The sequence below is a fragment of the Burkholderia sp. AU17457 genome (genome assembly GCF_002223255.1).
Taxonomy (GTDB): domain Bacteria; phylum Pseudomonadota; class Gammaproteobacteria; order Burkholderiales; family Burkholderiaceae; genus Burkholderia; species Burkholderia sola.
Genome location: NZ_NKFB01000002.1, coordinates 37,729 through 63,121, shown reverse-complemented (window position 1 = coordinate 63,121; position 25,393 = coordinate 37,729). Strand labels below are relative to the sequence as shown.

General features: G+C 67.5%; 23 protein-coding genes. 4 read left to right on the top strand and 19 right to left on the bottom strand.

Annotation, left to right across the window (positions count from 1 at the left end):
* Positions 1–9: 9 nt before the first annotated feature.
* The 11 genes from CFB49_RS01615 to CFB49_RS01565 all read right to left on the bottom strand — a co-directional run bounded on the left by CFB49_RS01615 (position 10) and on the right by CFB49_RS01565 (position 11,362).
* Positions 10–1,095, bottom strand: coding sequence for a sn-glycerol-3-phosphate import ATP-binding protein UgpC (locus tag CFB49_RS01615; protein ID WP_069619417.1), 1,086 nt, complete (start codon positions 1,093–1,095; stop codon positions 10–12).
* A 32-nt stretch (positions 1,096–1,127) separates the two neighbouring features.
* The gene (ugpE, locus tag CFB49_RS01610; protein WP_069619416.1) at positions 1,128–1,973 is read right to left on the bottom strand and encodes a sn-glycerol-3-phosphate ABC transporter permease UgpE; all 846 of its coding nucleotides are present in this window, start codon (positions 1,971–1,973) and stop codon (positions 1,128–1,130) included.
* Positions 1,970–2,854, bottom strand: a complete 885-nt coding sequence (gene ugpA / locus CFB49_RS01605) for a sn-glycerol-3-phosphate ABC transporter permease UgpA (RefSeq protein ID WP_006481867.1) — start codon at positions 2,852–2,854, stop codon at positions 1,970–1,972. Before ugpA ends, ugpE begins: the two co-directional genes overlap by 4 nt.
* Before the next feature lie 96 nt (positions 2,855–2,950).
* Complete coding sequence (ugpB, locus tag CFB49_RS01600) at positions 2,951–4,285, bottom strand: sn-glycerol-3-phosphate ABC transporter substrate-binding protein UgpB (protein WP_069619415.1); 1,335 nt, start codon at positions 4,283–4,285, stop codon at positions 2,951–2,953.
* 88 nt (positions 4,286–4,373) lie between these two features.
* Positions 4,374–5,582: a deoxyguanosinetriphosphate triphosphohydrolase gene (locus CFB49_RS01595; RefSeq protein WP_089434448.1), complete on the bottom strand. Its 1,209-nt coding sequence runs from the start codon at positions 5,580–5,582 to the stop codon at positions 4,374–4,376.
* A gap of 41 nt (positions 5,583–5,623) precedes the next feature.
* Positions 5,624–6,703 carry a 3-dehydroquinate synthase gene (aroB, locus tag CFB49_RS01590; RefSeq protein WP_089434447.1) on the bottom strand — a complete coding sequence of 360 codons (1,080 nt, stop codon included), beginning with the start codon at positions 6,701–6,703 and terminating at the stop codon, positions 5,624–5,626.
* Positions 6,700–7,254: a shikimate kinase AroK gene (gene aroK, locus CFB49_RS01585; protein ID WP_069619412.1), complete on the bottom strand. Its 555-nt coding sequence runs from the start codon at positions 7,252–7,254 to the stop codon at positions 6,700–6,702. The genes aroB and aroK overlap by 4 nt, the downstream gene beginning before the upstream one ends.
* Before the next feature lie 40 nt (positions 7,255–7,294).
* Positions 7,295–8,926, bottom strand: a complete 1,632-nt coding sequence (gene pilQ / locus CFB49_RS01580; protein ID WP_089490596.1) for a type IV pilus secretin PilQ — start codon at positions 8,924–8,926, stop codon at positions 7,295–7,297.
* Positions 8,923–9,789, bottom strand: a complete 867-nt coding sequence (locus tag CFB49_RS01575) for a pilus assembly protein (RefSeq protein ID WP_089490595.1) — start codon at positions 9,787–9,789, stop codon at positions 8,923–8,925. Before CFB49_RS01575 ends, pilQ begins: the two co-directional genes overlap by 4 nt.
* Positions 9,786–10,442, bottom strand: coding sequence for a fimbrial protein (locus CFB49_RS01570; protein ID WP_089490594.1), 657 nt, complete (start codon positions 10,440–10,442; stop codon positions 9,786–9,788). The genes CFB49_RS01575 and CFB49_RS01570 overlap by 4 nt, the downstream gene beginning before the upstream one ends.
* Positions 10,439–11,362 carry a competence protein ComA gene (locus tag CFB49_RS01565; protein WP_089490593.1) on the bottom strand — a complete coding sequence of 308 codons (924 nt, stop codon included), beginning with the start codon at positions 11,360–11,362 and terminating at the stop codon, positions 10,439–10,441. Before CFB49_RS01565 ends, CFB49_RS01570 begins: the two co-directional genes overlap by 4 nt.
* A 226-nt stretch (positions 11,363–11,588) precedes the next feature.
* Here CFB49_RS01565 and CFB49_RS01560 point away from each other — a divergent pair, with 226 nt between their 5' ends.
* Positions 11,589–13,976, top strand: a complete 2,388-nt coding sequence (locus tag CFB49_RS01560) for a penicillin-binding protein 1A (RefSeq protein ID WP_089490592.1) — start codon at positions 11,589–11,591, stop codon at positions 13,974–13,976.
* A gap of 81 nt (positions 13,977–14,057) precedes the next feature.
* Here CFB49_RS01560 and cyaY read toward each other — a convergent pair whose 3' ends face one another.
* On the bottom strand, positions 14,058–14,384 hold the full coding sequence (gene cyaY / locus CFB49_RS01555) for an iron donor protein CyaY (protein ID WP_006477165.1): 327 nt from the start codon (positions 14,382–14,384) through the stop codon (positions 14,058–14,060).
* A gap of 36 nt (positions 14,385–14,420) precedes the next feature.
* Here cyaY and lptM point away from each other — a divergent pair, with 36 nt between their 5' ends.
* Positions 14,421–14,699, top strand: a complete 279-nt coding sequence (gene lptM / locus CFB49_RS01550) for an LPS translocon maturation chaperone LptM (RefSeq protein WP_089490591.1) — start codon at positions 14,421–14,423, stop codon at positions 14,697–14,699.
* An 81-nt stretch (positions 14,700–14,780) separates the two neighbouring features.
* Here lptM and msrQ read toward each other — a convergent pair whose 3' ends face one another.
* From msrQ to CFB49_RS01520, 5 genes are all read right to left on the bottom strand, one after another.
* A complete protein-coding gene (gene msrQ, locus CFB49_RS01545) occupies positions 14,781–15,467 on the bottom strand; it encodes a protein-methionine-sulfoxide reductase heme-binding subunit MsrQ (protein ID WP_089490590.1) in 687 nt (228 codons plus the stop codon).
* A 20-nt stretch (positions 15,468–15,487) separates the two neighbouring features.
* Positions 15,488–16,483 (bottom strand): protein-methionine-sulfoxide reductase catalytic subunit MsrP, encoded by a 996-nt coding sequence (msrP, locus tag CFB49_RS01540; protein WP_089434440.1) that lies wholly within the window; start codon positions 16,481–16,483, stop codon positions 15,488–15,490.
* A gap of 160 nt (positions 16,484–16,643) precedes the next feature.
* The gene (gene ccsB, locus CFB49_RS01535) at positions 16,644–17,822 is read right to left on the bottom strand and encodes a c-type cytochrome biogenesis protein CcsB (protein ID WP_089434439.1); all 1,179 of its coding nucleotides are present in this window, start codon (positions 17,820–17,822) and stop codon (positions 16,644–16,646) included.
* A 4-nt stretch (positions 17,823–17,826) separates the two neighbouring features.
* Positions 17,827–20,040, bottom strand: coding sequence for a cytochrome c biogenesis protein ResB (locus CFB49_RS01530; protein ID WP_089490589.1), 2,214 nt, complete (start codon positions 20,038–20,040; stop codon positions 17,827–17,829).
* A 219-nt stretch (positions 20,041–20,259) separates the two neighbouring features.
* Entirely contained in the window at positions 20,260–20,913 is a 654-nt protein-coding gene (locus CFB49_RS01520) for a c-type cytochrome (protein ID WP_012492295.1), read from the bottom strand.
* Positions 20,914–21,127: 214 nt separating this feature from the next.
* Here CFB49_RS01520 and yihA point away from each other — a divergent pair, with 214 nt between their 5' ends.
* Together yihA and hemB are read left to right on the top strand one after the other, a co-directional pair.
* Entirely contained in the window at positions 21,128–21,787 is a 660-nt protein-coding gene (gene yihA / locus CFB49_RS01515) for a ribosome biogenesis GTP-binding protein YihA/YsxC (RefSeq protein WP_069619402.1), read from the top strand.
* 253 nt (positions 21,788–22,040) lie between these two features.
* Positions 22,041–23,039, top strand: a complete 999-nt coding sequence (gene hemB / locus CFB49_RS01510; RefSeq protein WP_089490588.1) for a porphobilinogen synthase — start codon at positions 22,041–22,043, stop codon at positions 23,037–23,039.
* A gap of 129 nt (positions 23,040–23,168) precedes the next feature.
* Here hemB and dsbD read toward each other — a convergent pair whose 3' ends face one another.
* Positions 23,169–25,016 carry a protein-disulfide reductase DsbD gene (gene dsbD, locus CFB49_RS01505; RefSeq protein WP_089490587.1) on the bottom strand — a complete coding sequence of 616 codons (1,848 nt, stop codon included), beginning with the start codon at positions 25,014–25,016 and terminating at the stop codon, positions 23,169–23,171.
* Positions 25,009–25,335: a divalent-cation tolerance protein CutA gene (cutA, locus tag CFB49_RS01500; RefSeq protein WP_089490586.1), complete on the bottom strand. Its 327-nt coding sequence runs from the start codon at positions 25,333–25,335 to the stop codon at positions 25,009–25,011. Before cutA ends, dsbD begins: the two co-directional genes overlap by 8 nt.
* Positions 25,336–25,393: the final 58 nt, after the last annotated feature.

Sequence of the window (25,393 nt, the reverse complement as noted above, 5' to 3'; positions counted from 1 at the left end):
CGGACGGTTTCAGCCGGCACGCTTGCCGGTTTCGGGATCGAAGAAATGCAGTCGGTGCGCGGGCAACGCAGCCGCCAGCGCCGTGCCGCGCGCGGGGCGGTCCGCGTGCGGCAGGCGCACCGCGACGTCGTGATTGCCCCAGCGGCCGTGCGCGAGATTGTCCGCGCCGAGCAGCTCGCACGAATCGACCGGCAGCGTCGCCTGCGCGACGCCCGGCTGCGGCGTCATGTGTTCGGGCCGCACGCCGAGCACCCAGTCGCGCCCGACGGCGATCTCGCGGCCGATGCCGGGCGCACCGGCGACCGGCAACGCGGGGCCGCCGCCCGCGACCGTGAAGGTCGCGCCGTCTTCCGACAGCCGGCCGTGCATCAGGTTCATCGCGGGCGAGCCGATGAAGCCCGCGACGAACACCGTCGCCGGTTTCTCGTACACGTCGACCGGCGCGCCGATCTGCTCCGCGTAACCGCGATTCATCACGATCACCCGCTGCGCGAGCGTCATCGCCTCGATCTGGTCGTGCGTCACGTACACGCTCGTCGTCGCGAGCCGCGCATGCAGCCGCTGGATCTCGAGCCGCATCTGCACGCGCAGCTTCGCGTCGAGGTTCGACAACGGCTCGTCGAAGAGGAACACCGACGGCTCGCGCACGATCGCGCGTCCCATCGCGACGCGCTGCCGCTGTCCGCCCGACAGTTCGCGCGGCCGCCGCGCGAGCAGCGGCTCGAGCTCGAGGATCTTCGCGGCCGCGGCCACCCGCGCATCGATCGTCGCGCGCTCGATCCCGCGGATCTTCAGCCCGTAGCCCATGTTCTGCGCGACCGTCATGTGCGGGTACAGCGCATAGTTCTGGAACACCATCGCGATGTCGCGGTCCTTCGGCTCCAGCGTGTTGACGACCCGGTCGCCGATCGCGATTTCGCCGTCCGTCACGCTCTCGAGCCCCGCGATCATCCGCAGCAACGTCGACTTGCCGCAGCCCGACGGGCCGACCAGCACGATGAATTCGCCGTCGGCGATCTCCACGTCGATGCCATGCAGCACGTGCTGCTTGCCGTCGTAGGATTTCCTGACGCCCTTCAAGCTCAGCGCAGCCATACCTGGTCCTTCTCCCGGTTACTGTCGGTCATTCATTTCTCGGAATCGACGAGGCCGCGCACGAACCAGCGCTGCATCGCCAGCACGACGACGAGCGGCGGGATCATCGCCAGCAGCGTCGCCGCCATCACGTATTGCCATTCGGTCGCGGCGTCGCCGCTCGCGATCATCGTCTTGATGCCCACCACCGCCGTCGACAGCGATGCTTCCGTCGTGATCAGGATCGGCCACAGATACTGGTTCCAGCCGTAGATGAACGTGATCACGAACAGCGCGGCGATGCTCGTCTTCGACAGCGGCAGCACGACGTCCCAGAAGAAGCGCAGCGGCCCCGCGCCGTCGATGCGCGCCGCGTCCATCAGCTCGTCGGGCAGCGTCATGAAGAACTGGCGGAACAGGAACGTCGCGGTCGCCGATGCGATCAGCGGCAGCGACAGCCCCGCGTAGGTGTTCGTCAGATGCAGCGTCGACACGACCTGCACGGTCGGGAAGATCCGCACTTCCACCGGCAGCATCAGCGTGACGAAGATCAGCCAGAACGCCGTATTGCGGAACGGGAAGCGGAAATAGACGATCGCGTACGCGGACAGGATCGACACCGCGATCTTGCCGACCGCGATCCCGAGCGCCATCGCGAAGCTGTTCACGAGCAGCCGGCCGAACGGCGCCGTCGTGCCGCCGCTGCCGTGCCCCCAGATGTACGCGATGTTCTCGAACAGGTGCGTGCTCGGCACGAGCGACAGCGGCACCGTGAACACTTCCTGCGCGTTCATCGTCGCCGCGCAGAACGCGACGTAGACGGGAAACACGATCAGCACGACACCCGCGATCAGCACCGCGTGGCAGAACAGGTCGAAGCCCTTGCGATTTTCGATCATGCGTATTGCACCCTGCGCTCGACGAAGCGGAACTGGATCACCGTGAGCCCCACGACGATGATCATCAGCACGACCGACTGCGCGCCCGAGCTGCCGATGTCGAGCCCCTGGAAGCCCTCCGCGAAGATCTTGTAGATCAGCGTCTTGGTGCTCTGCGCCGGGCCGCCGCCGGTGGCCGCGTCGATCACCGGGAAAGTGTCGAAGAACGCGTAGACGAGGTTCACGACCAGCAGGAAGAAACTCGTCGGCGACAGCAGCGGCAGCACGATGTTGAAGAAGCGCCGCACCGGCCCCGCGCCGTCGATCGCCGCCGCCTCGATCAGCGAGCGCGGAATCGCCTGCAGCCCCGCGTAGAAGAACAGGAAGTTGTAGCTCACCTGCTTCCACACCGACGCCAGCACGACGAGGAACATCGCCTGGCCGCCGTTCAGCGCGTGATTCCAGACGATACCGCCCTTCGCGAGCGCATACGTGATCAGGCCGATGCTCGGGTTGAACAGGAACGCCCACAGCACGGCCGCGATCGTCGGCGCGACCGCGTACGGCCAGATCAGCAGCGTGCGGTACGCGCGCGCGCCGCGAATCACGCGGTCGGCGCATGCGGCCAGCAACAGCGACACGACGAGCCCGCTCACCGTGACCAGCGAACTGAACACGAGCGTCGTGCGGAACGAATCGAGATACAGCGGATCGGCGAACAGGTGCGTGAAATTCGCGAAGCCGACGAATTCGCTCGACGTGCCGAACGCGTCCTGCATCTGCGTGGACTGCCACAGCGCGACGCCGGCCGGCCACAGGAAGAACACGGCGGTGATCGCGAGCTGCGGCGCGATCAGCAGGTACGGCACCGGGCTCGTACCGAAACGGGAACGGGATTGCATCGCGGGTGTCCGGTCAGGCGAAACGGAAGGGAAATCGCGCCGCCGGACGGCACGCGCTGACGCGCGGCGCCGCCGGCGGCACGGAGCGATGCGTGCTCAGCCGCCCGACTTCTCGAAGCGGCGCAGCAGTTCGTCGCCGCGCGACGCGGCCGAATCGAGCGCGTCCTTCGGCGACTTCTTCTGCGCCCAGACCTGTTCGAACTCCTCGTCGACGACCGTGCGGATCTGCGGCATGTTGCCCAGCCGCAGCCCCTTCGTGTACGGCAGCGGCGGCTTGTTCAGCATCTGCTTGATCGCGGTTTCGGCGCTCGGGTTCTTCGCGTAGAAGCCCTGCTGGCGCGTCAGGTCGTACGCGGCGGTCGTGACCGGCAGGTAGCCCGTGTCCTGGTGCCACTTCGCGGCGACGGGCGGCGAAGCCAGGTAAGAGAGGAATTTCGCGACGCCCTTGTAGGTCGCCGGATCCTTGCCGGCCAGCACCCACAGGCTCGCGCCGCCGATGATCGCGTTCTGCGGCGCGCCTTTCACGTTCGCGTCGTACGGCATCATGCCCGTGCCGTAGCTGAACTTCGCGAACTTCTGCACGTTCGCGAGCGCGCCCGACGACGTCGTCAGGATCCCGCAGTCGCCGCTGTAGAACTTCGCCGACGCTTCATCCTTGCGGCCCGCGTACGTGAACGTGCCGTCCTTCGCCATCTGCTGGAGGAAGGCGATATGTTCGATCTGCTGCGGTTTGTTGAACTCGAGCACGGCGTCGGTGCCGTCGAAGCCGTTGTTGCGGCTCGCGAACGGCAGCCCGTGCCACGCGCTGTAGTTTTCGAGCTGGATCCAGCCCTGCCAGCCGGTCGTGAAGCCGCACGCCATCCCCGACTTGCGCAGCTTCTCGGCATCGGCCTTCACGTCGGCCCACGTCTTCGGCGGCTGGTTCGGATCGAGGCCGGCCTTCTTGAACGCGTCCTTGTTGTAATACAGCACCGGCGTCGAGCTGTTGAACGGCATCGACACCAGGTGGCCCGTCTTCGCGTCGCTGTAGTAGCTCGCGATGGTCGGCACGAACGCCTTTTCGTCGAGCGTCACGCCGGCCTGCTTGAACACGTCGTAGACGGGCACGACCGCCTTCTTCGCCTGCATCATCGTCGCCGTGCCGACTTCATAGACCTGCAGGATCGCCGGCGCGTTGCCGCTGCGATAGGCCGCGATGCCGGCCGCGAGCGCCTGGTCGTAGGTGCCCTTGAAGACCGGCACGATCTTGTAGTCGCTTTGCGACGCGTTGAACTGGTCGGCGATCGCGTTGACCCGCTCGCCGAGCGCGGCCTCCATCGCATGCCAGAACTGGATTTCCGTCGCGGCGAGCGCCACGTGCTGCACCCCGAACATCAGCGCGCCGCCGAGCGCAATCGAACGAACCAGTGTCCCCGCAGGCTTCTTCTTCATCGACCTCTCCTATGAAAACGTTACCAACAGCGTGTGCAACATTCCCGTCGCCATTGAACCGGCGAAGTCTAGTGATCGTTTGTGACAGTCAGTTGTCGTTGATGACGAACAGGCGCTGATATTCCTTCAGCGCGAAGCGGTCGGTCATGCCGGCGATGTAGTGCGCGACGAGACGCGGCTGCTGCGCCGCGTCGTCGGACTGGTACGGCGGCGGCAGCAGGCGCGGATCGTCGATGAACGCGTCGAACAACCCCGTGACGACGCGTTGCGCCTTGCTTGCCATGCGCATCACCTTGTAGTGGCGATACAGGTTCTTGAAGAGGAAGCGCTTGAGGGCCGCTGCCTGCTCGGCAACCTCGGGGCTGTGCGACACGAGCGGCGGCGCGGCGCGCACATCGTCGAGCGACGCGGGCACGACGCGGGCGAGATTGCGCGTCGTCTCGTCGATCAGGTCGACGATCAGCGTGTTGATGATGCGGCGCACCGTCTCGTGCACGAGACGACGGCCTTCGAGGTGCGGGAATTCGGCCAGCGCCGCTTCGTAGTGACGCTGCCACAGCGCGACTTCCGCGAGCTGCTCGATCGTGATCAGGCCGGAGCGCAGGCCGTCGTCGACGTCGTGGTTGTTGTAGGCGATCTCGTCCGCGATGTTCGCGAGCTGCGCCTCGAGCGACGGCTGGCGGCCCTGCAGGAAGCGCTCGCCGAGCGCGCCCAGCTTGCGCGCATTCTCGCGCGAGCAGTGTTTCAGGATGCCTTCGCGCGTCTCGAAGCACAGGTTCAGCCCGTTGAACGCGCCGTAGTGCTCCTCGAGCTCGTCGACCACCGCAAGGCTTTGCAGGTTGTGCTCGAAGCCGCCGTGCTCGCGCATGCACGCGTTCAGCGCATCCTGCCCCGCATGGCCGAACGGCGTATGGCCGAGATCGTGCGCGAGCGAGATCGCTTCGACGAGATCCTCGTTCAGTCGCAGGTTGCGCGCGACCGAGCGCGCGATCTGCGCGACTTCGAGGCTGTGCGTGAGGCGTGTGCGGAACAGGTCGCCTTCGTGATTGACGAAGACCTGCGTCTTGTATTCGAGCCGGCGGAACGCGGTCGAATGGACGATGCGGTCGCGATCGCGCTGGAATTCGGTGCGCGCCGCCGGCGGGGTTTCCGGATGGCGGCGGCCGCGCGACTGCGACGCGTGCGCGGCATACGGAGCGAGATGGGCTTCCAGCGCCGCCAGCGTCGGCGGCTCGGCCACCGGCGCGACGGACGCGCGGCCGGCTTCGGGCAGTGTGCTGCTGGATGTCTCGCTCACGTCTCCTCCATGTCAGGGGCGCCGGCGAATCCGGGCCGCCGTTAGCGGGTCGTCCGCGCCAGTGTAGCGAATACCGCTTCGTCCGGCGCCTGCGTGATCAGCGTATCGCCGAATCGCTTCAGCAGGATGAACTTGATCGCGCCGGCCTCGGCCTTCTTGTCGACACGCATCAGGTCCATGTAGCGCGCATCGCCGAGCGCGGGCCCGCGGGTCGGCAGATGCGCGGCCGCGATCACCGCATCGAGACGCTGCCGCGACGCTTCGTCGAGGAGGCCGAGCCGCACCGACAGGTCGCCGGCCATCACCATCCCGCAGCCGACCGCCTCGCCGTGCAGCCATTCGCCGTAGCCGAGCCCGGCCTCGATCGCATGGCCGAACGTGTGGCCGAAGTTCAGGATCGCGCGCAGGCCGCCTTCGCGCTCGTCGGCCGCGACGACGCTCGCCTTGATCTCGCACGAACGCTTCACCGCGTGCGCGAGCGCAGCGGGCTCGCGACGGTTCAGCGCATCGACGTTCGCCTCGATCCAGTCGAAAAACTCCGCATCGGCGATCGCGCCCGTCTTGATGACTTCGGCGACGCCGGCCGCCAGTTCGCGATCGGGCAGCGTCGTCAACGCGCCGATGTCGGCGATCACGGCCTGCGGCTGGTAGAACGCGCCGATCATGTTCTTGCCGAGCGGGTGGTTGATGCCCGTCTTGCCGCCGACCGACGAATCGACCTGCGACAGCAGCGTCGTCGGCACCTGGATGAACGGCACGCCGCGCATGTAGCATGCGGCGGCAAAGCCCGTCATGTCGCCGACCACGCCGCCGCCGAGCGCGACGAGCGTCGTCTTGCGGTCCGCGTGATCCGTCAGCAGGCCGTCGAAGATCAGGTTCAGCGTTTCCCAGTTCTTGTACGCCTCGCCGTCCGGCAGCACGACCGTCGACACGCGCTTGCCGAGCGGCGCGAGCGCCGCGCGCAGCGCGTCGCCGTAGAGCGGATCGACCGTCGTGTTCGTGACGATCGTGACGGACGAACCCTTGATATGGGGCGAGAACAGCTCGGTGCGGCCGATCAGGCCGGCGCCAATATGAATCGGATAGGCGCGGTCGCCCAGATCGACGTTGACAGTAATCATGCTTGTAGCGGCTTGGCGATGACGCCGGCCAGTTCGAGTTGCATCAACACCATGTTGACGAGACCGTTGACCGACGGACGGCCGGTCTCGATGACGAAATCCGCGCATTCGCGGTACAGCGGGTCACGCACTTCGTACAGCGCTTCGAGACGCCCCTTCGGATCCTCGGTCTGCAACAGCGGGCGGTTCTTGTCCTTGCGCGTGCGCAGCCACAGATCGTGCGGATTGGCACGCAGGTAGACGACGATGCCGTGGCTTTTCAGGCTGTCGCGATTTTCCGGGCGCAGCACCGCGCCGCCGCCCGTCGCGAGCACGATGTTCTCGCGCTGCGCGAGCTCGGCGATTACCTGCGTTTCGCGATCGCGAAAGCCGGCCTCGCCCTCCAGCTCGAAGATCACCGGAATGCGCGCGCCCGTACGGGCCTCGATTTCGTGGTCGGAGTCGAAGAACGTCCTGTCGAGACGACGCGCGACCGCACGGCCCACGGTGGTCTTACCCGCTCCCATAAGGCCGACGAAAAATACGTTTGCATGTGGGTCCCGCGCTTGCAACGGCTTCCTCTGCTTCAATCTTGCTGGTGTGTGGCGCAGCTTACTGGCAAAGCGGCTGCCTTGTCGAGCCTGCGCCGGCGGCTTCCGGCCCCGTTTTCTCGGCATCCGCGTCGCCCGCGCCGGGTGCGCCGCAACGCGCATCGACGACGGTCGGCGTGATGAAGACGACGAGCTCGTTGCGCTGGTCGCGCTGCACGCGGTGCCGGAAAAGCGCGCCCAGAAACGGTATTTTGCCCAAGAGCGGCACCCGCGTCACATCGTTCCGGTTCAGTTGTTCATAGATGCCGCCGATCGCGACCGTCCCGCCATTCTCGACCTCGACACGCGTCTGCACGTGCTTCGTATGGATCGCGGGGCCCGCCGCGGTCGGCTCGCCGACGCTGTCCTTCGTCACGTCGAGATCGAGCACCACGCGCCCGTCCGGCGTGATCTGCGGCTCGACCTCCAGCTTCAGCGTCGCGCGGCGGAATTGCACGCCGCTCATGCCGTTGCCCACCTTCGCCTGGTACGGCAGCTCGGAGCCCTGCTCGACGATGGCCTTCACGCGGTCGGCCGTTACCACCCGCGGACGCGAAACGATCTGGCCCCGGCCCTGTGCCTCCAGCGCGCTCAACTCGATGTCGAGTACGCGGCTGAGCGGCGCGGCGAACAGCGTGAAGCCGGCGGTCGCCGCGTCGAAGCCGCCGAGCGGGCGCGCGGCGAGATCCAGCGCGTTACGCGCATCCGCCGTGAAGGACGCACCCTCGCCCGATGACGGCCGCCCCTGCGCACGCAGCGCGACGCGCGCGCCGAGGTTGCGCGAGAAACCCTGCTCGCCTTCGACGATGCGGGCCTCGATCCGGACCTGCCGCGACGGCCGGTCGATCGCGTCGATCAGTTCCGCGATCTGCACGATGCGCGGCGCGAGATCGGTCACGAACAGCAGGTTCGTGCGCGGATCGGCCGCCGCGGCACCGCGCTTCGACAGCAGGCGCTGGCCCGTCGCACCGGCCAGCAGCCGCTGCACGTCCTGCGCGCGCGGATAGTGCAGCGAGAACGTACGGCTCGCGAGCGGCTCCAGATCGGCGGCCCGCGCATGCATGTCGAAGCGCTCGCGTTCGCGTGCTGCCAGCTCGGCGGCCGGTGTGACCGAGATCACGTTGCCGCGCCGGGACATCGCGAGCCCGTGCGTATCGAGCAGCGTGTCGAACGCGTCACGCCAGCCGACATTGTTCAGACGTAACGTGACCGTGCCGCGCACCTGTTCGCCGACGACGATATTGAGCCCCGTGAACCGCGCGATCGCGTCGAATGCAGCCGCGAGCCCGACGCCCTGCAGATTCAGCGAGATCCGCCGCGCGTCGTCCGCATCGCCGGGTTGCCGTGCCGCGGCGTCGCTCATCCGGGCCGGCGGCGCCAGCGGGATCGGCGGCCCCTCCAGCGCGGGGAGCGGTGCGGCGGTTTCCGTCTGCAGCGCCGTGCGCGCCGCCTGATCGAACGGCGGCGGGCCGGCGTCCTCCGCTACCGCGCTGCCCACGCTGTCGGCCACACGCGGTGGCTGCGGCGGGCCCGGCACGGACACATCCATGGCTCCGGCCGGCCAGACCGCCGGCAGCGGCGGCAACGACGCGCTTGCGCCGGCCGCCGTCACGCCGGCCCAGATGGCGAGTACCCAACAGCCGTGCGTCGTCATGGCCGGCCTCCGTCGTCAAGAACAAGCCGCTGCGATCCGTCCGCCGTCGCAAGCGTCACGGCCGCGCGCTCGACCCGCACCACGCGCGCGGCCCCCAGCACCTCGCCAGGTGCGACGACCGTGAACACGCCGTCGCCGTCGTCGAACAACGCGAGACCGGTACGCGCGTTGCGAATCGTGCCGGCAAGGCGGGCTGCGCCCCCCGGCGCTTCGGCCGGGCCCGCCTCGTCGAACGGATCGGCGGCGGGCGCAGCGGCGCGAACCGGCACGTTGGCCGCTGCGGCCGTTGTCGCCGGCAGCGCCGGAAACACGTCGACCGACATGTCCACCCGCGCCGCCGACATGCCGCGCTCGATACGCAGCGCCGACGGTACCGCCAGCACCGGGAAGCGCGCCAGCCCGCCAACCATATGCAGCAATGCGTGAAAGCCGCCGTCCGCGACGATGTGCACGGTGCGTCGGCCGTCCGGTGCCGCGCCATCGGCGCGCTGCGGTTCGATCGATACGCCGCGCAACCCGCTCGACGCGGCGAGATCGGCCAGCGCCAGCATCAGCGCGGCCCATTCCGGCTTAGGTGGCGAGCGATCGTCACGCATTGACGCAAGATGGCCGTCGCGTCGTTGTCCGGCGGAAGCCAGCACGCGCTGCGCGTCGGCAGCGCGCGCCTGCGCGGCGGCGAGCAACGCGCGACTATGTGCCAGCCCGCTCCAGTCGGCCGCATTCGCCAGATGAATGCCGCTCGCCAGCACGACCGCGAACGCCAGCACGCAACCCGCGGCATGCGCGGCGGCCGCCGACACGCGCGGCATGCGGCCCGTCCCGGCACCCGCGCACAGCGCCGGCCGATGCGCGAGCGCCGTCATGCGCCACCTCCCGACACCGTCCGCGACGACGTCGCATCGTGCCAGCGCAACTGCACGGAGAACCGGAACGGCATCCCGGCCGTCGAAGCCGGCGCCTCCGACGCGGGCTTCAACGTATCTATATCGATCCGCCAGTCGCGCTGCTCGCGCGCCATCGCGGCGAGCCACCGCGCAGCCGCCCGGTAACTCGAGGCGCGCGCCTCGAGCACGGCGCCGGTCGTCGTCATGCGCAACGCGTCGAGCCGGATATGATCGGCGCGCACCCGCTTCAGGGTCGCCAGCAACCCTGCCACGCGCCGGTAAGGTGCGGCCAGCGCAGTCGCCTGCGCTTCGCGCCGCGCGACGGCGGCGGCTGCGTCGGCCGCGCGCGTCGCAACGGCCACCTGCGGCTGCACCTGCCGCAGCCGTGCCTCCACGCCGGCCCGCTCGGCGTCCACCCGCCACCGCGACAACACGGCAGCGCCTGTCCACAGGCCGGCGCCGAGCACGCCGAGCAGGATCGCGACACCGCACTGCATGGCCCGCCGACGCCGCAACGCGTGCGCCAGCCGCTCGCGGTACGGCAGCAGGTTGAAGTCGCCGAGTACCGCCTGTACGGCCTGCTGGGCCGCAGCCGCGGCGTCCCCGTTTGCCGCCAAGTGACCGGCCGTCATTCCCGCACCCCACGCAAGGCCAGCCCGAACGCGACGGCAAACGCCGGGCCGCCCGGCATGGCGGCGCACGCGCACGGCTGGCCGTCCCAGCCCGTGCAGTCGAACGGGACCACCGCCGTGCCGAGCACATCGCCGATCTCGGCGATCGACGTATCGAAGCGGGCGATACATCGCGCGTCCCCGGCGACGAGTACGCAACCCACGGCCCCCAGCACGCGCCGACGCAGCGCATCGGGAAGTGCCTCCGGCAACGTGCCGGACAGGGTGAGCACCGGAATCGCCGACGGGCCCTCGATCCGCCAGCCGCGCACGCCCGCGTCGCAGAACCAGAGCACGGCATAGGCGCCCTGCGCATCGAGTTCGAACTGTGCGGCATAGCGCAGCGCGCGCAGCACGGCGGCCGACTCGCCGTCGATCACCGTCAGGTCGATACCGGCCTGCGCGGCCACGTCGATTCGCCGCTCGAGCAGCGCCAGCGGCGCCACCGCCACCGCGATCTCGCCGGACCGCGCGCCGCCGTAGTGCCGCCAGTCGAACGCGAGGCTGTCCGGCGCGAGCCCCGAGATGCGCTCGGCGGCCTGCCGCGCGGCATCCGGGATGTCGCCGCGCCCGGCCAGATCGAGCGTCGCGGTGCGCATCTCGTCATCGTGCAGCGCCATCACGCCGCGCGCGTCGCACTGCACGCCGGACGCCGCCAGCCGCGCCACGGCCGCCGCCAGCGACCGCGCGACCGCCGCCCAACGCGCGTCCTCCGGCCCGCCCGCCAGTCCGACCGGTTCCCGCTCGAGCCCCTCGACGCGCACCTCCGCTTCCCTGCCGCGCCGGCTCAGCACGGCCACCCTCACTTCGTGCGCACCGACGTCGATTCCCGTCGACCGGTGCCTGCCCTGCGCAAACCGCGCCACCCATCGTCCTGCCATCCCAGCCTCCCGAGATCGTCGCGGCCCACGCCGCGCTTCCGAGACCTGATTCTGCAAAGCGACGCGCGCGGCCGACAGTCGGCCAAACGGCCAGCATTGGCTCACGGCGGCCGTGCACGGACTATGCTGACGGCACGCCGACCCGCGGCTTCGCGACGGGCGGCCCCCGCGTCCGGAGCGGTCTTACCGGGCGGCTATAATCGCGGGACTGTTTTCCGGTATGCCTATGCAATCCACGACTCCTACGTCCCCGCCTCCCGCCCCGGAGCCGAAGAAGCGGCCCTGGTGGCAAAAAGTCCTGCTCGGCTTCGCCGCGATGTGCGTGGCCCTCGTCGTGGCCGGCGGCCTCGTGCTCGGCTACGCGCTCGTCGTGGCCTGGCCGAACATGCCGTCGCTCGATGCGTTGACCGACTATCGGCCGAAGGTGCCGCTGCGCATCTACACGTCCGATCACGTGCTGATCGGCGAGTTCGGTGAGGAACGTCGCGACGTCGTCCATTTCAAGGACGTGCCCGACTCGCTGAAGAAGGCGATCCTCGCGATCGAGGACGCGCGCTTCTACGATCACGGCGGCGTGGACCTCACCGGCATCATCCGCGCCGGCTTCGTCGCGCTGACGAACGGCCACGCGTCGCAGGGCGCGAGCACGATCACGATGCAGGTCGCGCGCAACTTCTTCCTGTCGAGCGAGAAGACCTACACGCGCAAGATCTACGAGATGCTGCTCGCGTACCGGATCGAGCGCGCGCTGACGAAGGATCAGATTCTCGAGGTCTACATGAATCAGATCTATCTCGGCCAGCGCGCGTACGGCTTCGCGAGCGCCGCGCGCGTCTATTTCGGCAAGGACCTGAAGGACATCACGCTCGCGGAAGCCGCGATGCTCGCGGGGCTGCCGAAGGCGCCGTCCGCGTACAACCCGGTCGTCAACCCGAAGCGCGCGAAGGTGCGCCAGGAATACATCCTGCAGCGGATGCTCGAGCTGAACTTCATCACGCGCGAACAGTACGACGAAGCTTCCGCGCAGCCGCTCGTCGTCAAGGGTCCGGGGCGCGATTTCAGCGTGCACGCGGAATACGTCGCCGAAATGGTCAGACAGATGATGTACGCGCAGTATCGCGAGGAAACCTACACGCGCGGCTTCAACGTCGTCACGACGATCGATTCCGCGGACCAGCAGGTTGCGTACACCGCGCTGCGCAAGGGCATCATGGATTACGAGCGCCGCCACGGCTACCGCGGGCCGGAAGGCTTCATCGAGCTGCCGGCCGGCGCCGACGACCGTGAACAGGCGATCGACGACGCGCTGCTCGAGCATCCCGACAACGGCGAGCTGATCGCCGCGGTCGTGACGGCCGCGAGCCCGCGCCAGATCACGGTGGCGTTCATCGACGGCAGCACCGCGACGATCGAGGGCGACAACCTGCGCTTCGCGTCGGGCGCGCTGTCCGCCAACGCGCAGCCGAACCGCCGCATCCGCCCGGGCGCGATCGTCCGCGTCGTGAAGAACGACGCCGGCAAATGGTCGATCACGCAGTTGCCGCAGGTCGAAGGCGCGTTCCTGTCGATCGTCCCGCAGGACGGCGCGATCCGCTCGCTCGTCGGCGGCTTCGACTACAACAAGAACAAGTTCAACCACGTCACGCAGGCGTGGCGGCAGCCGGGCTCGTCGTTCAAGCCGTTCATCTACTCGGCGTCGCTCGACAAGGGCCTCGGGCCGGCCACCGTGATCAACGACGGCCCGCTGTATTTCAGCGCCGCGGAAACGGGCGGCCAGCCGTGGGAGCCGAAGAACTACGGCGGCGGCTTCGAGGGCCCGATGTCGATGCGCACCGCGCTGCAGCGCTCGCGCAACCTCGTGTCGATCCGGATCCTGAACCACATCGGCACGAAATACGCGCAGCAATACATCACGCGCTTCGGTTTCGACGCCGAGCGCCATCCGGCCTACCTGCCGATGGCACTCGGCGCCGGCCAGGTCACGCCGCTGCAGATGGCCGGCGCGTACTCGGTCTTCGCGAACGGCGGCTACCGCGTCAATCCGTACCTGATCGCCGAAGTCACCGATCCGAACGGCGCGATCGTCGCGCGCGCGCAGCCGCTCGTCGCCGAGCAGAACGCGCCGCGCGCGATCGACGTGCGCAACGCCTACGTGATGAACAGCCTGCTGCAGAGCGTCGCGCAGCGCGGCACGGGCGCGCGGACCAATGTGCTGAAGCGCACGGACCTCGCGGGCAAGACCGGCACGACGAACGACTCGCACGACGCCTGGTTCGCCGGCTACCAGCACACGCTCGCCGCGATCGCGTGGATCGGCTACGACAATCCGCGCAGCCTCGGCGATCGCGAAACGGGCGGCGGCCTGTCGCTGCCGGTCTGGATCGACTACATGGGTGCGGCGCTGAAGGGCGTGCCGGAGTTCAAGCCGACGGTGCCGGACGGCGTCGAATCGCTCGGCGGCGAGCTGTACTTCACCGAGTTCACGCCGGGGCACGGCTTCGTGTCGACGGTCGGCGTGCCGCAGGCGCCGGCCGCGCAGAACGTCGACGAGGCCGTGCCGCACGTCGACGAGCAGGAAAAGCAGGACATCATGAACCTGTTCCAGGGCCACTGACCCGCGGCCCGACCATGAAAAAAGCGCCCCGCGGGGCGCTTTTTCTTTGGGCACGACGTTCGGGGGCCGGTGCCCCGGCCGTCACGCGCCGAACGTGATCGGCAGGCCGGCCTGCTGGGTCGCGTATTCGGTGAGCGCCGAGAAGAACTCGGTGCCCGTGCGCGTATCGCGCCATTCGCCGTCGATGAAACGGTAGTGGAATCCGCCGGCCTTCGCGGCGATCCACACCTCCTTCATCGGCGGCTGCAGATTGACGATGATCTTCGAGCCGTTCTCGAACGTCAGCGTGAGCACGCTGCCGTTGCGCTCCAGGTCGATGTCGTGATCGCCGTCGTTCGCGACGTCCACGGTACGCTCGACGGCCGCCAGCACGGCCTCGGCACGGGCCAGGTATTCAGTATCGGACATGCTAAACTCTATCGGTTAAATTGTTCAGGGACGATCATGCGAGTCGTTTTCCGGATGAGCGCGATTGTAGCGGCTTTGGCGATTCTTGCCGGCTGCGGTCAAAGCGGCGCGCTCTATCTGCCCACCGTGCCCCCGATGCCCAAGCCGATCCAGCAACAGAACACGCCGCCGTCGGACGTGAAACCGACCGACGAAAACGCGTCGTCCGAGGAGACGCCCGACACGTCCGGCTCGCCGCTCACGCTGTCGCCCGAGCTGTCGAGCAGCGCATCGACCATGCCCGCCCCGGCATCGGGCCCGGCCGCCACGAAGTAACGACGCGATGCCGCCCGCGCGGCGCTCGCAACGAGGCGATGACTTCCCGGTCATCGCCTTTTGTTTTTCCGGGCCGCCGCGTCACGCGCGCACGCGCCGCCATCCCCACGCCACCAGCCGCCAGCCGAGCAGCACGGCGACGATGGCCGCGTAGAGCTTCGGCTGCGCGAGATTGTGCTTGCCGGCCCGCATCCACCAGAAGTGCAGCACGCCGAACAGCGCGATCGCGTAAATCGCGCTGTGCAGCGTCGCCCAGTGGCGCCCCAGCCGGCGCACCATCGCACGCGGCGACGTCGCGGCGAGCGGAATCAGCAGCACGAACGCCGCGAAGCCGACCGTGATGAACGGGCGCTTGCCGACGTCCTTCAGGATCGCCACGACGTCGAACCACTTGTCGAACCACAGGTAGGTCGTGAAGTGCAGCGTCGCGTAAAAGAACGCGAACAGCCCGATCATCCGGCGAAAGCGCAGCAGCGGCGCGAAGCCCGTGATGCGCCTGAGCGGCGTGACGGCAAGCGTGACGCACAGCAGGACGAGCGTCCACAAGCCCGTCGAGCGCGTGATGAACTCGATCGGGTTCGCGCCCAGCCGGTCGGTCAGCCCGAACAGCACGAGGCGCGCGAGCGGATAGAGGCCGGCCGCGAACGCCAGCACCTTGGCCGGTGCGAGCCAGCGCGGCGCGGCGGGACGGCTAGCACCGGTGCGCGCGGTGCGTGCGGCCGACCGGCCACCCGCGGCGCGCTCGGAAGTGAGCGTCGAAGGACGCATGTCGTTTCTCACCGTCACGCTCAGAAATTCTTCTTCAGGTCCATGCCCTGATACATCGATGCGACCAGATCGCCGTAGCCGTTGAACATCAGCGTCTTGCGCTTCGGCGTGAAGAAGCCGTCCTCGCCGATGCGCCGCTCGGTCGCCTGGCTCCAGCGCGGATGATCGACGTTCGGGTTCACGTTCGAATAAAAGCCGTACTCGTTCGCGGCGTACGTGTTCCAGCTCGTCTTCGGCTGCTTGTCGACGAAGCGGATCTTCACGAGCGACTTCGCGCTCTTGAAGCCGTACTTCCACGGCACGACGATCCGCACCGGCGCGCCGTTCTGGTTCGGCAGCACCTGCCCGTAGACGCCCATCGTCAACAGCGTCAGCGGATTCATCGCCTCGTCCATGCGCAGCCCTTCCGAATACGGCCAGTCGAGCACGGGCGTCGACAGGCCGGGCATCTGCGACGGATCGGCCAGCGTGACGAACTGCACGTATTTCGCGTTGCCGGTCGGCTGGACACGCTTGATCAGCTCGGACAGCGGCACGCCGATCCACGGGATCACCATCGACCAGCCCTCGACGCAGCGCAGCCGGTACACGCGCTCCTCGAGCGGCGCGAGCTTCAGCAACTCGTCGAGATCGAACACCTTCGGGTGCTGTACCTCGCCTTCGACGCTCACCCGCCACGGGCGCGGCCGCAGCGTGCCGGCGTTCTGCGCCGGGTCGCTCTTGTCAGTGCCGAATTCGTAGAAGTTGTTGTAGGACGTGATGTCCTTGAACGGCGTCACCTTGTCGATGGCGACGAACTTCGGGTTCGTTTTTGCCGCGAGCTTCGCCGCCCGCGCGTCGGGCGACGCATACGCGGCGAGCGCCGCGCCGCTGGTGCCGAACAGGCCGCCCGCGGCCGCGAGGCCGGCCGCCTGCAAGACGCGCCGCCGGTTCTCGAACACAGCGCGCGGGGTGATCTCGCTCGGCGCGATATCCGCGCCGGTCAGTACGTCACGCAAAGGGCGTTTGATCCACATCGTGCAGTTCCTCCCGCATGCGCGGCGCGCATGCTTCATCAACGTTCGACCGGGCCCGTCACGCGCCGTTCGACGCCCGGTTCGCCCGCCGCGTTACAAAAGAAAACCGCCGGGCACGCAGTGCACCGGCGGTTCGATAGTCGGACGAGCGGCGGAAACCTTACAGTTTGCCGTAGCTGTGCAGCCCGGACAGGAACATGTTGACGCCGAGGAACGCGAACGTCGTGACCAGCAGGCCGGTGAGCGCCCACCACGCGGCCACCGCGCCGCGCAGGCCCTTCATCAACCGCATGTGCAGCCACGCCGCGTAGTTCAGCCATACGATCAGCGCCCAGGTTTCCTTCGGGTCCCAGCTCCAGTAGCCGCCCCACGCTTCGGCCGCCCACAGCGCGCCGAGGATCGTCGCGATCGTGAAGAACGCGAAACCGACCGCGATCGACTTGTACATCACGTCGTCGAGCACTTCGAGCGTCGGCAGGCGATCCGCGAGGATCCCGCGCTCCTTCATCAGATATGCGACCGACACCATCGCCGACAGCGCGAAACTGCCGTAGCCGATGAAGTTCGCCGGCACGTGGATCTTCATCCACCAGCTCTGCAGTGCCGGCACGAGCGGCTGGATCTGCTGCGCATCGCGCGCGACCGAGTACCACATCAGGAAGCCCACCGCCGCGCTGATGACCAGCAGCACGAATGCGCCGAGCGAACGCGTGCCGTAGTGGCCTTCGTAATACAGATAAAGCAGCGCGGTGATCAGGCTGAACAGGACGAACACTTCATAGAGGTTCGACACAGGGATATGCCCGACGTCCGCACCGATCAGGTAGGACTCGTACCAGCGCACCATCAGCCCCGTGAAGCCCATCAGCACGGCGACCCACGTGAGCTTCTGGCCGATCGCGGCGCCCGTTTCGGCGCGCGCGAGCAGGCCGATCCAGTAGAAGATCGTCGCGAGCACGAACAGCGCGCTCATCCACAGAATCGCCGACTGGCTCGACAGGAAGTATTTGAGGAAGAACGCCGAATCGGCGCGCGCGAGATCGCCCTGGTAGATCTGGATCGACAGCAGCGACAGCACGGCGATCGACGCCATCATCAGCCGCGCGGGCTTCCAGCGCCAGCCGAGCGTGACGAGCGCCGGCACGGTGCCGATCAGCACCGCCTTGTCGTAGTAATCCATGTGCGCGTTGTAGTGCACGAGCGCATAGCCCGCGCCCGCCACCAACGCCAGGGCGAACAGCCAGTCGAACAGCGACAGGCGCGCGAGGAACGGACGGTCGTCGAACAGCGGCGACGATGCCGGCGCCGTACGGGAAGAGGAAACTTGCGTGAGATCCATGATGTTACCGGGTGGAATTCTCGGAATCGGAACCGCCGCCGGCAGGCGGGCGGGCCGTCGAAGCCGCACCGGCCGGTGCGGCGTCGCGAGGCGCGGCGTGCAAGGCGGCGCCGGCCGCATCGCGCGTCTGCACGAATTCTTTCTCGAAATCGAAGGTCTTGCGGGCCGTGGACATTGCCATCACCACCTCGACGCCAGAACCGGCGTCCTTCAGCCAGAACCAGAGCCGCCGCTCGCGCACATAGAACATCGAGAAGATGCCGGCGACCAGCAGCAGGCTGCCAAGATACACCAGATTCTTGCCGGGCGCGCGCGTCAGCTGAAATACCGAAGCTTGCACCTGCTTGAAGGAGTCAAGCTGCAAATAGACCGGCGATCCATACAAGAAGCTGTCGGATAGCGCATTGATCGCGTTCTGCACGAAGCGGATCGTGTCGGTGCCCTGCTGCGCGGCCGGCTCGCCGGCACGCTCGCGCGCGATCTGCCACACCTCCCACATCGAGCCCTCGAGCATCCGCAACAGCAGGCTCGCGGCCTTCTCCTGCTCGCCCTTCGGCACCGAGCGGTCGATGAACGTCGCCACCGCCTGGAAGCCGCCAATCGGCTGGCCGTCCGCGCCGCGTCCGACGCTGTCGTCGCTCGCTGCGAAAAGGGTCAGCACCTTCGACGCACTGTCCTGCAGGCGGCCGCGCAGCGACGCGTCGCCCGGCAGCGAGCGCTGCGCGAAGCGCGCGGCGGCCTCGGTGCGCACGGCCGGATCCTCGAGCGCGGCGCGCAGGCGCATCCATTCGCCGATCGAATCCTGGCTGTCTGCCGGGATCCGCATGTAGCGGAACGGATCGTTCGGGCTCGCGCGCACGCCGGCGAGGAACACGCGCTCGCCGTTCATGTCGACGGGCAGCATGTAGTTGTTGAATTCGCGCGCCTGACCGTCCTTGCCGCGGATCTTGTATTGCACCGACGGCCCGATGTTGTGGAGCTGCGTCGGCTTCGACGTCTTCGCGCCCGAGCCGAGCCGCTCGTCGAACACTTCCTTCAGCGAGCTGGTGGTCGCGACGCCGCGCACGTCCGGCTTGCCTTTCGCGTCGGCCATGTTCTCGACGTTGATCGCGCGGAAATCGGAGAATTCGATCGTGTCGCCGTCCGCGCCCGGGACCTGCAGCGGCGCCGAGCTGCCGATCGTACCCTTCACCGGGACGGTCGCCGCGTGGCTGCCCGTCATCGGATAGGCCGTCATCTGCATCTGCGAGCCGCCGTCCTGGAAGCTCGACTGGTAGATCGACACGCCCTTGTAGGTGAACGGCTTGTTGACCTCCACGCGCGCCGGGATCTTCCGGCCGGTCTCGCGATCGATCACGACGATGTCGCTCGCGAACAGCTTCGGCATGCCCGTCGTGTAGTAATCGACGATGAACTTGTCGAGCTGGATCGAGAACGGCAGATCCTGGATCAGCGAGCCGCTCGGCTGGTTCAGGATCGCGGTCGACACGAACTGGCCTTCCGGCACCCACGCATAGCCGCGGAACGTCGGGTTCGACGCGGACAGGCGATGGTCGGGCGAGATCTCGCTGATCGTCGCGCTCGTGTTGACCGGGCTCTTGCCGAACATCAGCATCTGGAATTTGATCGGCAGGTTGCTGTCGAGCAGGCCGCCGATACAGATCACGACGATCGCGAGGTGTGCGGAGATGTAGCCCCACTTGGTCATCGCGCCGCGCTTCGCGGAGATCAGCGTCGCGCCGTCGGTTTCACGCACGACGTGCTTGTACCCGGCCTTCGTGACGAACGTGGCGAGCGTCGCCGCGACGCTCGCGCGCGTGCCGGACGCCGTGTATTCGGCCTTGTGGTGGAATGCGCGCAGGCTGCCTTCGCGAACCTTGTCCTTCCAGCTCTTCGCATCGGCGAGCATCTTCGGCGCATTGCGGATCACGCACAGCGAGATCGACACGACGAGGAAGATCAGGATCAGCATGAACCACCATGCGCTGTACACGTTGTACAGGCCGAGCGAGCGGAAGATGTCCGCCCAGAACGGCCCGAACTGGTTCACGTAGTTCGGATACGGATCGTCCTGGGTCAGGACCGTGCCGATGATGCTCGCGATCGACAGCACCACCAGCAGCGCGATCGCGAAGCGCATCGAGCTGAGCAGCTCGACCGCACGTTTCGACGCACCCTGACCCGACTTCGACTGCAACCCCGACGTGGTAACGCTCATTCAAACTCCGACTAAGGGGAAACAGCCCCCACGCTCACTATGTTCGCCCGGGGAGCGCAGCTCCCCATCGCCTGCAAGCCGCGCCATCGCGGCTCGGCCCGGCGAGTGCCGACAAAAAAGAAGGGCGAGGCAACCGCGACGGCGCGGCGCCCCACCCTTTTCTTGTTCTGACTCCGGCCGCCCTTCGGGCGCCCGGTCATTCCATTCGCGGCTGACCGCTCAACGCAGGCCCGCGATGTAATCCGCGACGGCCTTGATTTCGGTATCCGACAGCCGCGACGCGATCTGATGCATCGCCTCGTTGTTGTTGCGCGCGCCGGCACCCTGCTGGAACGCGGTCAACTGCGCGACCGTGTAATCGGCCCATTGCCCTGACAGACGCGGGTACTGGACCGGGATTCCCTGCCCCGTCGGCCCGTGGCAGCTCGCGCAGGCGGGAACGCCCTTTTCCGCGATGCCGCCGCGATAGATCTTCTGGCCGACCGGTACCGTCGCCGCATTGCGTGCGGTACCGAGCTTCGTCGTCTGCGACCCGTAGTACGCGGCGACGTTGCGCATGTCGTCCGCGCTCAACGCGCTCGCGAATCCGACCATCACCGCGTTGTTACGCACCGGCCCCTTCGCGCCCGGCTGCGTCTTGAAGTCGTTCAACTGCTTGACCAGATATTCGGGATGCTGGCCGGCGAGCTTCGGGAAACTGCCCGACGCGCTGTTGCCGTCGGCGCCGTGACACGACGCGCAGACCTGCCCGGCAATCGCCTTGCCGCGGTCGAGATCCGGCTTGGCCGCATCTGCCGCGTTTGCCTCCGCTACGAAACCTACGAACCCTGCTGCAACCTGAAGCACCATCAGAGACTTGCACAGTCGATTCATTCGCACACCCTGTTTCGTCTTGTGGGAATTTGAGGTTCTGCAAAAAACGACGGCGTTCAGTCTACCGCAGAAGCCACATAAAAGCGCGAGGCAGGCGCCCGGTGGCCTTCGGCAAAACCGCCGTATTGTACAATATCGTGCTGAAAGCTCCCGCGCCTATCGGGGCTACCCCGCCTCCACCAAGCGGCTCGCGCCGCCCGTCCTTCCGGTTCCCATGGCCTTTCTGCTCCATCAAGCCCGCTTCTACACGACCGTCAACCATCTGCGCGACCTGCCGCCGACGGTCCAGCCGGAAATCGCGTTCGCGGGCCGCTCGAATGCCGGCAAGTCGACGGCGATCAACGTGCTGTGCAACCAGAAGCGGCTGGCCTTCGCGTCGAAGACGCCCGGCCGCACGCAGCATATCAACTACTTCTCCGTCGGCCCGGCCGCCGAGCCCGTCGCGAACCTCGTCGACCTGCCCGGCTACGGCTATGCGGAAGTGCCCGGCGCCGCGAAGGCGCACTGGGAAATGCTGCTGTCGTCCTATCTCGCGACGCGCTCGCAGCTCTGCGGCCTGATCCTGATGATGGATTCGCGCCGTCCGCTGACCGAGCTCGATCGGCGCATGATCGAGTGGTTCGCGCCGACCGGCAAGCCGATCCACACGCTGCTGACCAAGTGCGACAAATTGACGCGCCAGGAAAGCATCAACGCGCTGCGCAACACGCAGAAGGGGCTCGACGCGTATCGCGACCAGGGCGTGAAGGGCAAGCTCACGGTCCAGCTGTTCTCGGCGCTGAAGCGCACGGGGCTCGACGAGGCCCATGAACTGATCGAGAGCTGGCTGCGGCCGTCCGTCGCCGACGAAAAAAGCGAGCCTGTAGCACAATGAGCGGGCAACGCGCGGCTGGGATCGGCCGTGCGCACCTGACGGCGTCTGCGGATTCGGCCGGCTCATAAAAAAACCCGCCGTTGAACGGCGGGTCAAACAGCCTAATCGAAAAACGACAGGCACCCGCTCAGGGAGGAGAAGCGGGGAGCTGCACGCAACGCGTGCCGCTCGATCGCTATCATATACCAACGATCTCGAAAATGACCTAAGGGTTCCGTAAGGTCCTTCTTGCCCTGATTTCTGCCAAATCGCCATGAGCTTCCATCCGCTTCATCGTCCGCGCCGGATGCGCCGCGACGACTTCTCCCGCCGCCTGATGCGCGAAAACCGCCTGACCACCGACGACCTGATTTACCCGGTGTTCGTCGTCGAAGGCGCCAACCAACGCCAGCCCATCCCGTCGATGCCGGGCGTCGAGCGCGTGTCCGTCGATCTGCTGATGCACGTCGCCGAGCAATGCGTCGAACTGGGCGTGCCCGTGCTGTCGCTGTTCCCGGCCATCGAGCCGTCGCTGAAGACGCCCGACGGCCGCGAGGCGGCCAATCCGGAAGGCCTGATCCCGCGCGCGGTGCGAGAGCTGAAGAAGCACTTCCCCGAACTGGGCGTGCTGACCGACGTCGCGCTCGATCCGTACACGAGCCACGGTCAGGACGGCGTGCTCGACGAGAGCGGCTACGTGATCAACGACGAAACGATCGAGATCCTGGTCGACCAGGCGCGTGCGCAGGCGGAAGCCGGCGTCGACATCGTCGCGCCGTCGGACATGATGGACGGCCGCATCGGCGCGATCCGCGAGATGCTGGAAAGCGACGGCCATATCCATACGCGGATCATGGCCTATTCGGCGAAGTTCGCATCGGCGTTCTACGGCCCGTTCCGCGATGCGGTCGGTTCGGCGTCCAACCTGGGCAAGGGCAACAAGATGACCTACCAGATGGATCCGGCGAACAGCGACGAAGCGCTGCGCGAAGTGCGCCTCGACATCGACGAAGGGGCAGACATGGTGATGGTCAAGCCCGGCATGCCGTATCTCGACATCGTGCGCCGCGTGAAGGACGAGTTCCGCTTCCCGACCTACGTGTACCAGGTGAGCGGCGAATACGCGATGCTGAAGGCGGCCGCGATGAACGGCTGGCTCGACCACGACAAGGTCGTGCTCGAATCGCTGCTCGCGTTCAAGCGCGCGGGTGCCGACGGCGTGCTCACGTACTTCGCGCTCGATGCCGCGCGCCTGCTGAAAGCGCAGCGCTGATCGCGCGCCGGCAGGCGCCAGCAAAAACGGCGGGACACCTCGGTGTTCCGCCGTTTTTTGTTTACCGTCGATCTCGACCGTCAGCCGGCCCGGATCTTCCATTCGCCGGTTCGCCGCAGCCGGCCGCCGTCATACCGTCGGAACGGCCGCCCGATCGAGGCTGCGCAGGAACGTGTCGGCCGCCTGATAGCCGACTACGCGGCCGATCTCGTGGCCGTTGCGATCGAAGAAGATGATGCCCGGCGGCCCGAACAGGTTGAAGCGCTTGAGCAGCGCCTGATCGTCCGGGTTGTTCGCGGTGACGTCCGCGCGCACGAGGTGAAGCTGCGCGAGCCGCGCCTGCACGCGCGCGTCGGTGAACGTCAGATGCTCCATCTCCTTGCAGCTCACGCACCAGTCGGCGTAGAAGTCCAGCATCACCGGCTGGCCCGACGTCTTCAGCAGTGCGTCGAGTTCGCCGCTGGAACGCACCGACGCGAACGCGGGGCCGTCCTGCGCCGCAGCCGTGCCGGCCGTCGCCGCGCCGCCGGACGCCACCGTACGCGCCGCCAGCACGGCCAGCGGCTTGACGGGATCGGTCGAGCCCGCAGCCAGGCCGACGAGCAGCGTCGCGGCCCAAATCGCGAGCGCAGCGCCCACGCCGCGGCCCAGGCGGCGCCAGATCGACGCGGCGCCGGCATTCGGCGTGAACAACCCGAGCGCCGCGGCGGCGATCAGCAGCCACAACGCCGCGAGCACCATTTTCAGCCCGCCCGCCAGCACCGGCCACACGATCCACAGCGCGGCCGCGAGCAGCACGATGCCGAAGAACACCTTCACGCCGTCCATCCACGCGCCGGCACGCGGCAGCACCGTCCCGGCCCCGACGCCGACGACCAGCAGCGGCACGCCGAGCCCCAGCCCCATCGCGAACAGCGCCGCGCCGCCGAGCAACGCATTGCCGGTGTGCGCGATGAAAGCGAGCACCGCGAACAGCGGCGCCGTCATGCACGCGCCGACGACCAGCGCCGACAACGCGCCCATCGCCGCGACCGCGACGAAGTGGCCGCCCTGGCGCGCGCTCGATGCCTCGGCCGCGCCGTTCTGCCAGCGCTCCGGCAATGCGATGTCCTTGCCCGAAATCAGCGACACCGCGAACGCGGTCAGCAGCACGCCGAACGCGCCGAGCACCCACGGGTTCTGCAGCCATGCGCCGAGGCTCTGGCCAACCAGCGCGGCGGCGATGCCGAGTACCGTGTAGACCAGCGCCATGCCGACCACGTAGGTCAGCGACAACGCGAAGCCGCGTGCATGCGTCGCGCGCGTGCCCTGGCCGATGATGATCGCGGACACGATCGGAATCATCGGGTACGAACACGGCAGCAGGCTCAGCACGACACCGGCGACGAAATAGAGCGCGACGATCGTGAAGAAGCCGTGGCCTTCGAGCAGGGACTGCGCGAAATCGGCGCTCGTGACCTTGTCGAGCCAGTTGCCCGCGGCAGCCCTGTCGCCGGGCGGCGAGGCGGCGCCAAGCGCGGCGCCATCAACCTTCATCACGTGCTCGGCCGGCGGATAACAGATCCCTTCGTCCGCACATCCTTGCGACGTCACCGCGAGCTCGAACGGCCCGGCCGCCTGCTTCACCGGCACGTGAACGACGACTTCGTCGCGGTAGGTCTCGACGTCCTTCTGGAACGTCTGGTCGAACTTCACGTGGCCCGCCGGGAATTGCGGCTCGCCGAGCGTGGCCTGGCCGCTTTTCACCGCGAACGCGAACCGCTCGCGGTACATGTAGTAGCCGTTGGCGATCTTGAAGCGGACGTCCACCTGTCCCGGCGATTCGCTCGCGCTGAACTTGAACGCAACCGACGGATCGAGGAAATCGTCGGCCGCGCGCGCGGCGGACAGCCCGCCCAGCACGAGCACGAACGACAACAGGACCGCAAGAAACCGCAGCGCGCGCACGCGTACCGAAGGCGCCATACCGTTAAACATGAAATAGACGTTGAGTTTCGTTGATCATCCATTGGCCATACGCGGGCGATGCCGTCGTCTGCCACGAGACGATTTCGGGCGTCTCGTACGGATGATGCGCGAGAATAAATCGCTCCAGTTCGATTGCCCGAACCGGGCTCGTCTTGAACAGCAACTGGATCTCGTCGGCCGTTTCGACCTTGCCCTGCCAGTGATAGCGCGACTTGATCGTGCCGATCTCCGACACGCACGCGGCCAGCCGCGCGTCGAGCGCGCCGTCGGCGAGCGTCGCAGCCGTCGCCGCATCGGGGACCGTCGTCAGCATCAGCACCACTATCATCCCGCCTCCTCGCTGGTCTGCCGGCGCCGGTTACCCGTTCAGGGACCGCACCGGTTGC

What these genes read in the sequence shown, in the direction of transcription:
- ugpB (WP_069619415.1), bottom strand. Translation starts at nt 4,285, where the DNA reads ATGAAGAAGAAGCCTGCGGGGACACTGGTTCGTTCGATTGCGCTCGGC.
- CFB49_RS01520 (WP_012492295.1), bottom strand. Translation starts at nt 20,913, where the DNA reads ATGAATCGACTGTGCAAGTCTCTGATGGTGCTTCAGGTTGCAGCAGGG.
- CFB49_RS01615 (WP_069619417.1), bottom strand. Translation starts at nt 1,095, where the DNA reads ATGGCTGCGCTGAGCTTGAAGGGCGTCAGGAAATCCTACGACGGCAAG.
- hemB (WP_089490588.1), top strand. Translation starts at nt 22,041, where the DNA reads ATGAGCTTCCATCCGCTTCATCGTCCGCGCCGGATGCGCCGCGACGAC.
- cyaY (WP_006477165.1), bottom strand. Translation starts at nt 14,384, where the DNA reads ATGTCCGATACTGAATACCTGGCCCGTGCCGAGGCCGTGCTGGCGGCC.
- dsbD (WP_089490587.1), bottom strand. Translation starts at nt 25,016, where the DNA reads ATGTTTAACGGTATGGCGCCTTCGGTACGCGTGCGCGCGCTGCGGTTT.
- CFB49_RS01565 (WP_089490593.1), bottom strand. Translation starts at nt 11,362, where the DNA reads ATGGCAGGACGATGGGTGGCGCGGTTTGCGCAGGGCAGGCACCGGTCG.
- CFB49_RS01575 (WP_089490595.1), bottom strand. Translation starts at nt 9,789, where the DNA reads ATGACGGCGCTCGCGCATCGGCCGGCGCTGTGCGCGGGTGCCGGGACG.
- ugpA (WP_006481867.1), bottom strand. Translation starts at nt 2,854, where the DNA reads ATGCAATCCCGTTCCCGTTTCGGTACGAGCCCGGTGCCGTACCTGCTG.
- ugpE (WP_069619416.1), bottom strand. Translation starts at nt 1,973, where the DNA reads ATGATCGAAAATCGCAAGGGCTTCGACCTGTTCTGCCACGCGGTGCTG.
- CFB49_RS01530 (WP_089490589.1), bottom strand. Translation starts at nt 20,040, where the DNA reads ATGAGCGTTACCACGTCGGGGTTGCAGTCGAAGTCGGGTCAGGGTGCG.
- ccsB (WP_089434439.1), bottom strand. Translation starts at nt 17,822, where the DNA reads ATGGATCTCACGCAAGTTTCCTCTTCCCGTACGGCGCCGGCATCGTCG.
- lptM (WP_089490591.1), top strand. Translation starts at nt 14,421, where the DNA reads ATGCGAGTCGTTTTCCGGATGAGCGCGATTGTAGCGGCTTTGGCGATT.
- CFB49_RS01560 (WP_089490592.1), top strand. Translation starts at nt 11,589, where the DNA reads ATGCAATCCACGACTCCTACGTCCCCGCCTCCCGCCCCGGAGCCGAAG.
- aroB (WP_089434447.1), bottom strand. Translation starts at nt 6,703, where the DNA reads ATGATTACTGTCAACGTCGATCTGGGCGACCGCGCCTATCCGATTCAT.
- CFB49_RS01570 (WP_089490594.1), bottom strand. Translation starts at nt 10,442, where the DNA reads ATGACGGCCGGTCACTTGGCGGCAAACGGGGACGCCGCGGCTGCGGCC.
- pilQ (WP_089490596.1), bottom strand. Translation starts at nt 8,926, where the DNA reads ATGACGACGCACGGCTGTTGGGTACTCGCCATCTGGGCCGGCGTGACG.
- msrQ (WP_089490590.1), bottom strand. Translation starts at nt 15,467, where the DNA reads ATGCGTCCTTCGACGCTCACTTCCGAGCGCGCCGCGGGTGGCCGGTCG.
- yihA (WP_069619402.1), top strand. Translation starts at nt 21,128, where the DNA reads ATGGCCTTTCTGCTCCATCAAGCCCGCTTCTACACGACCGTCAACCAT.
- cutA (WP_089490586.1), bottom strand. Translation starts at nt 25,335, where the DNA reads ATGATAGTGGTGCTGATGCTGACGACGGTCCCCGATGCGGCGACGGCT.
- msrP (WP_089434440.1), bottom strand. Translation starts at nt 16,483, where the DNA reads ATGTGGATCAAACGCCCTTTGCGTGACGTACTGACCGGCGCGGATATC.